Source organism: uncultured Paraglaciecola sp., assembly GCF_913020055.1.
GTDB lineage: Bacteria > Pseudomonadota > Gammaproteobacteria > Enterobacterales > Alteromonadaceae > Paraglaciecola.
Map to the genome: position 1 here is coordinate 14,768 of NZ_CAJWCF010000063.1, position 12,351 is coordinate 27,118.

The 12,351-nt window shown below is 41.4% G+C and carries 12 protein-coding genes; 7 read left to right on the top strand and 5 right to left on the bottom strand.

Annotation, left to right across the window (positions count from 1 at the left end):
• Positions 1 to 30: 30 nt before the first annotated feature.
• From QZ488_RS13890 to QZ488_RS13910, 5 genes are all read right to left on the bottom strand, one after another.
• Positions 31 to 819: a transporter substrate-binding domain-containing protein gene (locus QZ488_RS13890; protein ID WP_366509039.1), complete on the bottom strand. Its 789-nt coding sequence runs from the start codon at positions 817 to 819 to the stop codon at positions 31 to 33.
• Positions 820 to 825: 6 nt separating this feature from the next.
• The gene (locus QZ488_RS13895; RefSeq protein WP_293749758.1) at positions 826 to 1,602 is read right to left on the bottom strand and encodes a transporter substrate-binding domain-containing protein; all 777 of its coding nucleotides are present in this window, start codon (positions 1,600 to 1,602) and stop codon (positions 826 to 828) included.
• Positions 1,603 to 1,756: 154 nt separating this feature from the next.
• On the bottom strand, positions 1,757 to 1,903 hold the full coding sequence (locus QZ488_RS13900; RefSeq protein WP_293749760.1) for a DUF2256 domain-containing protein: 147 nt from the start codon (positions 1,901 to 1,903) through the stop codon (positions 1,757 to 1,759).
• Positions 1,890 to 3,428 (bottom strand): cryptochrome/photolyase family protein, encoded by a 1,539-nt coding sequence (locus QZ488_RS13905; RefSeq protein ID WP_293749761.1) that lies wholly within the window; start codon positions 3,426 to 3,428, stop codon positions 1,890 to 1,892. Before QZ488_RS13905 ends, QZ488_RS13900 begins: the two co-directional genes overlap by 14 nt.
• The gene (locus QZ488_RS13910) at positions 3,425 to 4,876 is read right to left on the bottom strand and encodes a deoxyribodipyrimidine photo-lyase (RefSeq protein ID WP_293749763.1); all 1,452 of its coding nucleotides are present in this window, start codon (positions 4,874 to 4,876) and stop codon (positions 3,425 to 3,427) included. The genes QZ488_RS13905 and QZ488_RS13910 overlap by 4 nt, the downstream gene beginning before the upstream one ends.
• A 133-nt stretch (positions 4,877 to 5,009) precedes the next feature.
• On the opposite strand from QZ488_RS13910, the gene QZ488_RS13915 reads away from it, so the two are divergent.
• From QZ488_RS13915 to QZ488_RS13945, 7 genes are all read left to right on the top strand, one after another.
• Positions 5,010 to 5,285, top strand: a complete 276-nt coding sequence (locus QZ488_RS13915; protein WP_293749765.1) for a TIGR03643 family protein — start codon at positions 5,010 to 5,012, stop codon at positions 5,283 to 5,285.
• Positions 5,286 to 5,357: 72 nt separating this feature from the next.
• On the top strand, positions 5,358 to 6,452 hold the full coding sequence (locus QZ488_RS13920) for a hypothetical protein (protein WP_293749767.1): 1,095 nt from the start codon (positions 5,358 to 5,360) through the stop codon (positions 6,450 to 6,452).
• Positions 6,453 to 6,522: 70 nt separating this feature from the next.
• On the top strand, positions 6,523 to 8,637 hold the full coding sequence (gene ovoA, locus QZ488_RS13925; RefSeq protein WP_293749769.1) for a 5-histidylcysteine sulfoxide synthase: 2,115 nt from the start codon (positions 6,523 to 6,525) through the stop codon (positions 8,635 to 8,637).
• A 17-nt stretch (positions 8,638 to 8,654) separates the two neighbouring features.
• A complete protein-coding gene (locus QZ488_RS13930) occupies positions 8,655 to 9,860 on the top strand; it encodes an FAD-dependent monooxygenase (protein WP_293749771.1) in 1,206 nt (401 codons plus the stop codon).
• Entirely contained in the window at positions 9,860 to 10,264 is a 405-nt protein-coding gene (locus tag QZ488_RS13935; RefSeq protein ID WP_293749774.1) for a DUF1801 domain-containing protein, read from the top strand. The genes QZ488_RS13930 and QZ488_RS13935 overlap by 1 nt, the downstream gene beginning before the upstream one ends.
• A gap of 282 nt (positions 10,265 to 10,546) precedes the next feature.
• A complete protein-coding gene (locus QZ488_RS13940) occupies positions 10,547 to 11,794 on the top strand; it encodes an acyl-CoA dehydrogenase family protein (RefSeq protein ID WP_293749777.1) in 1,248 nt (415 codons plus the stop codon).
• Between the two features lie 93 nt (positions 11,795 to 11,887).
• Complete coding sequence (locus QZ488_RS13945) at positions 11,888 to 12,106, top strand: hypothetical protein (protein WP_293749779.1); 219 nt, start codon at positions 11,888 to 11,890, stop codon at positions 12,104 to 12,106.
• The last annotated feature ends 245 nt before the right edge of the window (positions 12,107 to 12,351 follow it).

The window sequence follows — 12,351 nt, forward strand, 5'->3', positions numbered from 1 at the left end:
TACGCGTCTTAGAATCTATATGTCTAATCGCTAACCGTTTTTTTGTGCCCGAAGTTTAATAATTCCGTCTTCTTCATGCATTTTGGGCATGTTGAGCTGTTTGAATTCTGTAAGCCAATGTTCCACCATCGCTTGGTACTGAGTGGATCCCTTAAAAGCGAGGGCTGCGGACTTTAGTTTTTCAACTAATTGTGCAGAGGTGCCATGTTTTGAAACAGCCAAATAAGTGGTGGCTAGTTGGTACTGAAAGACCCTTGTGATATCAGTACAGGGTTCGTCAATTGTCAAACATATAATGTCGATACCACCATCAGAAAAAAATAAGTAGTCAACTTCACCCGCTAAAAATTTCTGTAGTACACCCTGCCATGTTGATGAGGTAACAGCAATATGACCAGCGTCAATGATCACTTGTTCACGAAAATCTTTTGCAAGGACTGCAATCCGACTATGAGCAGGCATTTGTTCTAAATTTGAAATTTTGCTGTTGTGCAGCAGTGACTTGCGTCCAAACACAGCGTAAGCATTCTGCGTTATTGGTGATATCCAATGGAAGTTATCTTCCCTTTCTGCTGTCCTCGCTAAAGAAAAAACTAACACATCAGCTTTCAGTTCACTTTCAACTAAAATACGCTGCCAAGGAGCTGCTAATATCTGCTGGCGTAATCCTGCCTCAGTTAGTATGCCTTTTACTAATTCAACTGCGTAACCGGATGGGTTACCCCGTTCATCGTATAGACTAAACGGTGGTTCAAGGTGAGTGAGTACCCAAATTTGATTTGCAGCCGATTGGCTACTATCGATTTCCCCAAGGCTAATTACACCTTATGTAACATTCGTATTCGCTTCTAATAATTGTAGTTTTGGTAACCATTGGTCTACTAACTGACTAAATATACGGGTCTTAATAAACTGCTCAGCAGCATTGGCTAGTTTTAGTGCATGTTCACGATTTTTGTCAGTTTTTAGCATAGCAAGATAGCTGAACCGAATATCATGAGTGTAGATTTTTTTAAGCGATTTACAGTCAAAACCGGCAGATTTACAGGTAACAGAAACACCTAGTTCAGAGACAAATACAGAGGAAACTCTACCTTTTAATACGGCTTTTAAGGCTTGTTCCCAGCTATTAAATTCAACTATGTTCTTCACCCCATGCTGACGCAGAATATCGGCTCGGTAATCGCCACGTAAAACAGCAACTGATTTTAATTTGTCGAGTCTTCCGAGTTTGACATCATTTAGATAATCAGTGTTTTTGGCATCTGGATTTAGAGGTTCATCTTGCAAAGAAAAAATAGCGATGACGTTTGCTGACATCGGTGCAATCCAATAGAAATCATCTTCTCTTTCTGGCGTGCGTACTAGGCCAGTTGTGACCACAAGTTCGTTTTCATTCAATTGTTTGAGTAAACGAGCAAAGGGTAATGGTGTAACAGTGGGGTTGTACCCAGCCATATGAAATACACAGCGGGCATATTCAACCGAATACCCCGAAACCCGCCCATCATTTTGTATTTCACTAAAAACAGGGGAAGGACTAGTAAGTAACTTTAGAGGTTGTAATGTCTCTTGAGCAATTGGAATAGAGCAATTAAACAAATAAAAGCTAAGTCCAAAAAAACACAAAGTTACTCGTTTCAAATTATTTTACTCATAGATACGAGCAAGTCACCAACAGACTTACTTTTCTGTAAAAACGGTACGATTAATATGTCTCGTGTTCACTAAGTATACCAATGACCCAATGTGCTAGCTAACGTTTCAATTTTCGAGGGCCTTCATTGCTACAACGTTTCGAGCAATACTTCACTTCATCCCAACATCTTTGCCACTTTTTACGCCAATTAAAAGGGCGAGCACAAACCGGGCATATTTTGCTGGGTAATTCAGACTTCTTCATTGCTCTCTAGTGCTTTAAAAAATATCTGACCGTCGCGCTGGATAGCTTGGCGTTTTTCGTCGGTCATATTATTAAGTGTGCGATAGGGCATACCTAAGCGTGGGTTATTGCCTAGTTTTTCCTTGTTTCTGTCTAAAAAATCCCAGTATAAATAGTTGAAAGGGCAGGCTTGGGCGCCATTTTTTTCTTTGACCTTATAGTGGCAATTTTGGCAGTAGTTCGACATTTTGTTGATATAACTGCCACTCGCTGCGTAAGGTTTACTCGCAAGTAAGCCACCATCTGCAAACAGTATCATGCCGGTAACATTCGGCATTTCTACCCATTCATAAGCATCCGCGTAAACGATTAAATACCATTCGTTGACTTCATCTGGGTGTAAACCAGCTAACAAAGCGAAGTTACCTAGTATCATCAGTCTTTGAATATGGTGTGCATAAGCGTTGTCTGATGTTTCTTGAATACATTGGTGTAGACAATTCATTTTGGTGCGAGTGTCCCAAAAGAATTTTGGCAGTGAACGGGTAGCTTCGAGAAAATTTTCGCTTTTGTAATCAGGCATTTTTAACCAGTACAAACCACGAACGTATTCCCGCCAGCCTAATACTTGACGAATAAAACCCTCTACAGCGTTAAGAGGCGCTTGACCATTACGATAGGCGTTTTCGGCTTGTTCAATCACTTCTTTGGGAGTTAACAGTCCACAGTTTAGATAGAAACTGATATGCGAGTGATACATCCAAGGCTCACCTTGCACCATGGCATCTTGGTAATCGCCAAAGTGGAATAAACGCTGAGCGACAAACTCATCTAACACTACAAGTGCTTTTTCTCGGGTTACAGCGAAATGAAAATTATCTAGTTTGCCAAAGTGGTCATTAAATTCTTCGGCTACTAATTCCAGTACTTCAGTAGTCAACGAGTCAGGTTTAAATTTGCTAGGTTGGGGAGGTGACATTCCTTTGGGTAACGCCTTACGATTGGCGCTATCAAAATTCCATTTATCGCCCACTGGTTTATCGCCGTCCATCAAAAAATGCCATGTTTTGCGCATTTCGCGATAGAAAAACTCCATACGTAACTGCTTACGACCTTCTGCCCAATTTGCAAACTCTTCTAAGCTGGCTAAAAACCGGTCGTCTTGGCGAATTTCAACAGGAATGTTTAACTTGTCTTGCCAGCTTTGCATTTCAGCCAAAACACGATATTCACCAGGATGGGTTAGCACGATTTTTTGAATGTTTTTTTGTTTGCAAAGCCGTTCAACTTCACCAAATAAACTGCCTTGATTGTTTTCGTCAGTGTATTGGGTGTAGTGAAGGTTAAACCCTTGGGCGATTAATTCATTAGCAAAATGACGCATTGCTGAGAACAAAAATGCGATTTTCTTTTTGTGGTGTTTAAAATAACTGGCTTCTTCTCGTACTTCAGCCATTAACAACCAATCATTGTTTGGTTCGCAATCTTGCAAGCTAGCCAATGAGTGACTCAGTTGGTCAGCTAGGATAAGCCTTAACGTACTCATACTTTACCCGTGATCTCTTCTGGTTGTTGTTTGGACTGAGCGAGTGCATCTAAAGCTCGTAGTCTTGATGCTTTTAAATCAACTAAAGGCTCTGGGTAGTTTTTACCCAATTTAACGCCAGCATAATCTAAAATATTTTGCGGCGCGTCCCACGGATTATGGATGTATTTATCAGGCATTTTAGCCAGTTCTGGGCAGAAACGTTTTACGTAATCCCCCTGTGGATCAAAACGTTGTCCCTGAGTGACGGGATTAAATATTCTAAAGTAGGGCGCAGCATCGGCTCCTGTTCCCGCTATCCACTGCCAACTTGCGCTATTCGCGGCAAGGTCTGCATCTAACAAACAATCCCAGAACCAGCGTTCGCCTTTGCGCCAATCAATCAATAAATTTTTCACTAAAAATGATCCCACCACCATACGTACCCGATTGTGCATGGTGCCGGTTTGCCAAAGCTCGCGCATGCCTGCGTCGACTATTGGAATGCCTGTTTGACCGAGCTGCCAAGCTTTTAGTGATTTATCATCACTTCGCCATGGGAAGTGTTCAAACTTAGGGCTGAAGTTCTTTTGTGGAATGTGTGGAAAATGAAATAACAAAGAATGTGAAAATTCTCTCCAACCTAGTTCACTGAGGTAACAATCTAAACCCACATCTTCGGTGTTGCCGTTTAACGCATGAATCGCGGCGTACCATATTTGATTTGGCGATATTTCGCCAAAATGTAGATGTGGCGATAATTTAGATGTCGCGCCTAAGTCTGGGAAGTCTCGTTTGTTTTTGTACTCTTCGGCTCCATTAGGTAAAAATTCACTAAGGTGTTTCGCCGCACCTTGTTCGCCTGGCGTCCACATTTCTTGCATTGTCGAATACCAGTTGATATCAGGCATCAGTGCAAGAGAATCAAGACCTTTGTCCAACTGCGGTATATATTCAACTTGAAGATTGTGAGGTGTGTCTACGGGCATCCTAGGTGAGGGTTTAGATAAACAACCGCGACGGTAATAGGGTGTAAACACTTTATAGGGTGTCTCGTCTTTCTTTAATACTTGCCAAGGTTCCCACAACAGATGGCTATTGAAACTTTGCACATCTATTCCTGCTTCAACCAATGTTTGTTTCAGCAAGGTGTCGCGTTTTATTTGCCAAGGTTCGTAAGCCCGGTTCCACACCACTTGTTTGATATTGTGTTGTTGAATCAATTCAATGATTATCTTGCTTGCATCGCCCTTTGCGCAATGCAGTTGGTTATCCAATGAATCATTCAATCTACCAAGCGACTTGTGTAACCACCATTTACTCGCTCCGCCTGGTACAAAATTTTCGGGGCAAGCCGTATCGAAAATGTACAGCGGGATGACCGTTCCTCGCTCACTGGCGTAGGTTAACGCTGGGTTATCCCTTAAACGTAAATCCTGACGAAACCAGACTAGAGTTGAGGTGGACATAAAAATTCTCGGGATATTATTAGATGAACTGAATAATACTCACAAAATACGTGTCTAGATCTAAAACTTCTAATTTTTTTGCGTCACCAAGATTAAAAGTGAACTAACTAGTAAATTGAGCCGTAAACTGAATATGAAAAAAAATGCTTACTCTTTCAATACAGAAGAAAAATCGCGCATCATCGAAATGGCTTGGGAAGATAGAACCCCTTTTGAGGCCATCGAGGATTTGTTTAGCGTGAACGCCAATCAGCTTATCGACTTTATGCGCAGTGAGCTGAAAATTGGTTCGTTTAAGGTGTGGCGCAAACGTATGCGTGGCAGGCAAACTAAACATGCTAGTTTGAGGCCTGACGGGATCTTGCGGGGCTATTGCAAAACACAATATAAACACAGGAGTGGCAAATAGTGTTGATTGTTATGCATTGCACTTTACACTACTGCATATTACATCATCACTAAAAGCGCTTGCTACCCTTTTATGCCGATACAGGATGTCATCCAGCACCTACTGAATATACTCGAAATTAAAGGCTTTAAAGCCTTAGTACATTTCGAGCTGGAAGGTGTGTGTGAATTACGCGCCAATCATCAACAACTCGATTATCAAGGTATTAATAAAAAGCTAGCGCAACTAGGCATAGACGGCGAGTTAAAGTCTGAGTATTGGAAAAATCAGTGGGAATTGGTATCGCTTTTTAATGGGCAATCACCCTTAAAAGAAGCGCAAAATTTAGCTAGAGCAATGCAATTACTACCTAGCATTATGTGCCAGCACGGTGCTGACAAAGTCATGATGGTACCGGTAGCTTGGGGAGCTGATAAAGGCCGGTACATATCTGGTTCCGGTGCAATATTTTCACTGGATACTCGGTCTGTGCATATTCCTAATGCCATTCAAATGAACGTGAGTGTTGAAAACCAACTGGGTGAAAACTTATTTGCTCAACCAGGTTTAGGCGAGTGGATCCAGCATCAGTTGTTAGTCAACAGTTACCACTGTTGTCTACTGTTTTTGCCAGAAGAAGACGCTTTTAAACGTTTGGCATTACGTCAGGATTATGGTTTAGATGCAGAGTTGAGTTCGCCCGTTATATTGTCTGGCGGACATCAAGGCAGCATTGCCTTGTACAAAGAAAAAGGTAAACACAATCAGGCTATGGGTTTAGAGCCACTGTTTTTTGCGACTGATAACTCAGTACTTCATTATGCGGGCGATTGGCGAAAAACTGCGCGAATAGAACATAGAATTGGCGCAACCAGTAAAAAATATGATCCTTATTTGAATATGCTGTTTATCCTTATCAATGTGCTTGAAGGGATCGACAAATGGCAATCAGCTGAAACTCTGCCAATATTTGAAGATAGAGCCTTACCTGTGTCGTTGTACGATCAGCCCAGCAAACTGGATGAGCAAGTTAAATTAGGTGCGTTCTCTTTGTTTAAAAACGATAACTGGTTGCTTGAAAAAATTAATGTTTATTGCCAAAACATGCCCAATATTAAGGCAGTAAATTTGGGTGAAAAGATTAAACAAATGGTGCTGAATCGATATCAGCCTTCTGTTGTCAAGTAAGTGTTATTAGCGTTTAATCAATGGAAGTTAGATTGATTCAAATAGATACTAAAAATTAGGAAAGCACGTTTTGCTGAAACAAAAATTGATTACATTAGACAAACCGCCGCTATTGATTGGCAATGATATTGAGCAAAAACGTGCTGAACTCAGGGCTTATTTTGAGCAAACGTGGGAGTTGTATGAATCTCTCTTTTCGCTGATAAATCAGGATGAGGCGTTCCTATTACGTCCAGAACCATTGCGTCACCCGTTGATTTTCTATTTTGGTCACACCGCCGTTTTCTATGTAAATAAGTTATTACTAGGACAATTCATCCAAACTCGAGTGAATTCCCAAATCGAGTCAGTGTGTGCGGTAGGGGTTGATGAAATGTCTTGGGACGACTTGTCAGCGGATAATTATCAATGGCCAAGTGTTGAAGCTGTGTCTGAATACCGAGACCAAGTCAAAGATCGTATCTTGAGTTTGATTGATAATATGCAGCTATCTTTGCCCATCACTCAAGATTCTTTGGCATGGGTTATCCTGATGGGCTGTGAACATGAACGTATTCACATTGAAACTTCATCGGTGATCATTCGTATGCTCGACTCGGACTATCTTACGTCATCTAGCGCATGGAAAAACTGTGAAGAAGTAGGGCAGGCACCAAACAATATTTTACTAAGCGTGGCTGGTAAGTCTCTAGTATTAGGTAAACCGGATTCCAATCAGACTTATGGCTGGGACAATGAATATGGGCAATTACCCATTGCAGTGCGTGATTTTTCGGCCTCACAATATTTAGTCTCTAATCAAGAGTTTATGCAGTTTGTTGAGGCGGGTGGTTATCAAAAACCACACTACTGGACTGAAGAGGGGCAAAGCTGGTTAGCGTTTACCAAAAGTGAAATGCCACGTTTTTGGCGGCGTAAAAACGCTCAATACTGGCAACGGAATCTTACCGAAGAAGTACTTTTGCCTTTGAGCTGGCCTGTTGAAGTCAATTATCTTGAAGCTAAGGCTTTTTGTAATTGGAAAGACGAAAACAGTCAAGATTATGTACGTCTACCCACAGAAGCAGAGTGGCAAGTTTTACGTGATCAACTCCACACAGACTTGGCCGATTGGAATAAGGCCCCAGGTAACATTAATCTCGAACATTTTGCTTCTTCATGCCCAGTGGATACATTTAAACAAACTGAGTTTTATGATGTGATTGGCAATGTATGGCAGTGGACTGAAAGCCTGATAGATGGCTATGAAGGGTTTAAAGTGCATCCCCTATACGATGATTTTTCAACGCCTACCTTTGATGGTCAGCATAATCTGATCAAAGGTGGAAGTTGGATTTCTACCGGCAACGAAGCGACGAGGGATTCGCGCTACGCGTTCCGTCGACATTTCTATCAACATGCTGGTTTTCGTTATGTGTCTAGCAAAGTTGCCGAGGTGCCAATCTCAGCAGTAACTCAGTGTGAGATGCAAACTGATATTAGCCGTTTGTTGCACCATCATTATGGCAAAGCCAGTTACCAAGCGGATCACGATCTGCAGCAAATCTTAGGGTTGCTGCAACCTTACTTGACTCCTGAAAGTAAAGTACTTGATTTGGGCTGTGGTACAGGGCGCTTAGCCTTTGATTTAGCTCAAACTGTTGGCCATGTTGACGGCATAGATTTTACTGCAAGGCACATCCAGCATTGTCTTAATTTAAAGGATCAAGGCCAATTACGTTATGCCATGCCTACTCAAGGCGATATTTTTGATTTTCATGAGGTGACACTAAATACATTAGGTTTTGAGAAATCCCCCGAAAACCTATGTTTTGCTCAAGGTGACGGACACAACTTAAAGCCGCAGTTCAGTGGTTACGACTTAGCAATATGTCATCGTGTTATCGAATACAGTTACCATCCAAGCGTGTTGTTAGAGCAACTCAGCCAGCGGCTGAAGAAAGGAGGCGTTCTAGTGTTAGGTAGTAGTTATGCATGGGATTTGTCTATTACCGACAAACAACATTGGATAGGCGGCTTTAAACGTAATGGTGAAAACTTGTGTAGCCAAGCGCATTTAACTGAAATTATGTTAAGCGAGTTTGATTTGTTGCAAGAAACCCAAGTGTTGAGCCAATTTGAATTAGATCAACGGACTAGCCAAACTGCCAACAACCATATTACTATCTGGCGCAAACGAGTTTAAATCACTGGATAGTTGTTTTGAGCAAGAAAATTGTTATCGCGGGTGCAGGTATAGGTGGTTTGTGTGCAGCTGTTGCGTTAGCTAAACGTGGCTTTGAAGTCGTCGTCTACGAACAAAGCCAACAACTTGGTGAAGTAGGGGCAGGTTTGCAACTTAGCCCCAATGCTGTACATGTTTTACAAGCGCTTGATATTGCTGACAAAGTTAAAGCTAAGGCGTTTCGCCCCAAAACAGCTGTCATGCGTCACTTTCGAACAGGCAAAACTTACTTCACTGTGCCGTTAAGTGATGTAGCCACTGAAAAATATGGCGCGGACTATTTACATATTCACCGAGCAGATCTACACACTGTTTTAAAGCAAAGCTGCGAAGAATTGAATGTGCCTATTTTCTTAGGTCAAGCTGTTCAGAGTTATCATCAAACCCCGCAAAATTTAACTATCCAACTGGCAAACGGTGAAAGCTTAGAGGCGGGCTTATTAATAGGTGCTGACGGCATTAAATCAAAAGTCCAAGCTTGTATGTTTGGGCAAACCCCCGCTCAATTTACCGGACAAGTTGCTTGGCGCGGTGTGGTCGAAGCCAACAAACTTGCCAAAGGTTTAATTAAACCGAATGCCAATTTATGGGTTGGACCGGGCAAACATTTTGTGAGTTATTACCTGCGTGGCGGCGACCTAGTTAATTTTGTAGCGGTGCAAGAACGTAGCGATTGGCAAAAAGAGTCGTGGAATGAACCGGGTGATATCAACGAGTTGCGCGACACATTCTCTGGCTGGCACCCAGAGGTCACTGAGTTATTAGCTGCATCCGAACAATGTTTTCTTTGGGCTTTATTTGACAGGCAACCACTTGAACAATGGACAGACCAAAACGTTGCGCTTTTAGGCGATGCTTGTCACCCTATGTTGCCATTTTTGGCTCAAGGTGCAGGTATGGCCATAGAGGACAGTTATGCTCTTGCGCATTGCTTAGCAAATAATAACAACACAATTGATGCGCTAAAAACCTATCAAGATATTCGTTTAACTCGCACTAGAGATATTCAACGTGGTGCACGTAAAAATGCTAGTTTGTACCATATGACTTCTTCCATTGAGCGAGCTAAGTTGGCGGTATTATCTGGATTATCAAGTATTGGGCTAAGTGATAAAGTGGCAGAAAATAAGCTGGATAGCATCTATGAGTACAATATTGTTGATCGGTTGAATAGCTTACCCTAATGGACTTTAAAAATGCCGAAATAGGCCAAGTCTTTGATAAGTGCCAACCCCTAACAAAAGAAAGATTGTTGACTATTAGGCAATGGATTTACGAGGTGGCGAATAACTCAGATGAAATAGGTCAAATCGAAGAATGCCTAAAGTGGGGTGAGCCAAGTTACGTGACGCATTCACCAAAAACAGGTACCACTATAAGATTATCTCAGCTTAAATCTTCAGAAAAAGAATACGGCTTATTTGTGCATTGCCAAACAACATTAATTGAAGAATTTCGAGTGGCCTATCCTGATTTACGATATGACAAAAACCGTGGACTGTTATTTGATAGTCAACAACCAATACAATCGAAAGTGATAAAACAGTTTATTTATTTGGCGTTGACTCATCACATTCGAAAAAAATAGGTTACTCAATTTTAAAAAATCACCGCCTCTCTTTTACCTTATCATTCGCGCAAAACGCAGCTCCAAAAACAACAGTGATAAACCTCCATAATCCACTCTTATAAACAATCCATCAAATAGCCATTATTGATAAAAATATGAGTAATTTCAAGTTCTTGTCGTGTTCTTGATAGCCATTGTTGCTTCATTCAACTATTATAATTTGACTGGTTTATTTGAAATCTAACCTTCACTATATGTGCCATGAAACGTCAGATTTTACCCAACTTTAAGGAAACAATTATGTCGACTGAAGACTTAAATGACTTACGTATGTCTGAAGAAGTGCGTCCACTTTACCTCGCTGTAAAAAAGCACATTGAAGAGAATGTTATCCCGATCCAAGATGAATTTTATTCAATTGGTGAAAAACTTGCTGATCGTTGGAGTTATTCTGAACGTCAAATGGAATTGTTAGAAGGCGCTAAAAACAAGGCAAAAGAAGCTGGTCTTTGGAACTTTTTCTTGCCCGATGCTGAAACTGGCCAAGGTTTATCTAATTTGGATTATGCCTATATTGCAGTTGAGCTTGGTAAAGCACCGTTAGCTTCTGAAACATTAAATTGTTCAGCACCCGATACAGGCAATATGGAAGTGCTGGAACGAGTCGGTACTCCAGAGCAAAAGGCCAAATGGTTGGCACCATTGCTTAGAGGTGAAATTCGTTCTTGTTTTGGCATGACCGAACCTAATGTTGCCTCTTCCGACGCAAAAAACATCTCAACATTGGCGGTTGAAGATGGTGATGATTGGGTGATTAATGGTGAGAAATATTACATTTCTGGCGCCGGTGATCCTCGTTGCAAGATCATGATTTGTATGGTTAAAAGCAGCCCCGATGCCCCAACACATAAACAGCAGTCACAAATTCTAGTACCATTAGACACCCCAGGTGTAACCATAGTTGGCCCAATGCATGTGTTTGGTCATGACCATGCACCTCACGGTCATATGCACATTAAACTTGAAAACGTACGAGTACCTAAAACTAATATGTTGTTAGGTGAAGGCCGTGGTTTTGAGATTTCTCAAGTCCGTTTGGGTCCAGGGCGTATTCACCATTGTATGCGTTCAATTGGCCAAGCTGAAGAAGCGCTGCAACTCGCTCTTGAGCGTTCAACTTCACGAGAAGCCTTTGGTAAAAAAATATATCAACTTGGTAAAAATGTTGAAGTCATCTCGAAGATGCGTATCGACATTGAAGCTATGCGTATGATGGTACTAAAAGCGGCTAAAGCCATGGACGTATTGGGTAATCAAGAAGCGCGTATTTGGATACATATGATCAAAGCGATGGTTCCTGAGCGGGTTTGTGAAATTATTGACCAATCCATGCAACTTCATGGTGCCACTGGTATTTCACAATGGTCACCACTTTCTGCTATGTATGCAGGCCAGCGTACCTTACGTTATGCTGATGGTCCTGATGAAGTTCATCATATGGTGGTTGGACGAAATGAAGTACGTGAGTATGAGCGAAATAAAAGCTAAGTGATTGCTGCCGAGTGAGTACATAATTATCAAGGGCCGGCATATCTGGCCCTTGTTGTTTCTAACTTTAGGGTTTTGCCCAAGGAAAGCAAAATGAGTAAATATAGTATTGCAAAACAATGTATCGCCGATGCTTTAGCAACAGCTAGCGCGGAAAAAATCAAGCATAACGACGCACTAGAAGCACTGATCATCACTGCTATTGCAGAAATGACAAAAACTGCTGGAGCCACTCGTACTGCCGAAATTATAGATTATGAACTACGTAATATCTCAGGTGTTCTGGATAAAGACTTTTTAAGAGCTAGATAGTACAAGGTTAAAGAAGAAAGTAGTGAATGACTGTTTAGTTGCAGCTGGTTGCTTAAGTGTTGTTACTGCTTTGATACATATCATTAGCCTCACTCCATTTTGAATATACGGATAAAAGTGACTACCAAATAGGCAAAGTCAGCTGAGAAGTGTTTTGATTTCTTGCCAGTTATACCAATCAGATTAAATTTATGATCTAATGGCGACATGAAATATATTTCCCAGAAACAACTCGAAGATAAGCT

Excerpts from the sequence above, each read along its gene's own strand:
- QZ488_RS13945 (WP_293749779.1), top strand. The coding sequence starts at position 11,888 with ATGAGTAAATATAGTATTGCAAAACAATGTATCGCCGATGCTTTAGCA.
- QZ488_RS13900 (WP_293749760.1), bottom strand. The coding sequence starts at position 1,903 with ATGAAGAAGTCTGAATTACCCAGCAAAATATGCCCGGTTTGTGCTCGC.
- QZ488_RS13905 (WP_293749761.1), bottom strand. The coding sequence starts at position 3,428 with ATGAGTACGTTAAGGCTTATCCTAGCTGACCAACTGAGTCACTCATTG.
- QZ488_RS13940 (WP_293749777.1), top strand. The coding sequence starts at position 10,547 with ATGTCGACTGAAGACTTAAATGACTTACGTATGTCTGAAGAAGTGCGT.
- QZ488_RS13920 (WP_293749767.1), top strand. The coding sequence starts at position 5,358 with ATGCCGATACAGGATGTCATCCAGCACCTACTGAATATACTCGAAATT.
- QZ488_RS13915 (WP_293749765.1), top strand. The coding sequence starts at position 5,010 with ATGAAAAAAAATGCTTACTCTTTCAATACAGAAGAAAAATCGCGCATC.
- QZ488_RS13910 (WP_293749763.1), bottom strand. The coding sequence starts at position 4,876 with ATGTCCACCTCAACTCTAGTCTGGTTTCGTCAGGATTTACGTTTAAGG.
- QZ488_RS13935 (WP_293749774.1), top strand. The coding sequence starts at position 9,860 with ATGGACTTTAAAAATGCCGAAATAGGCCAAGTCTTTGATAAGTGCCAA.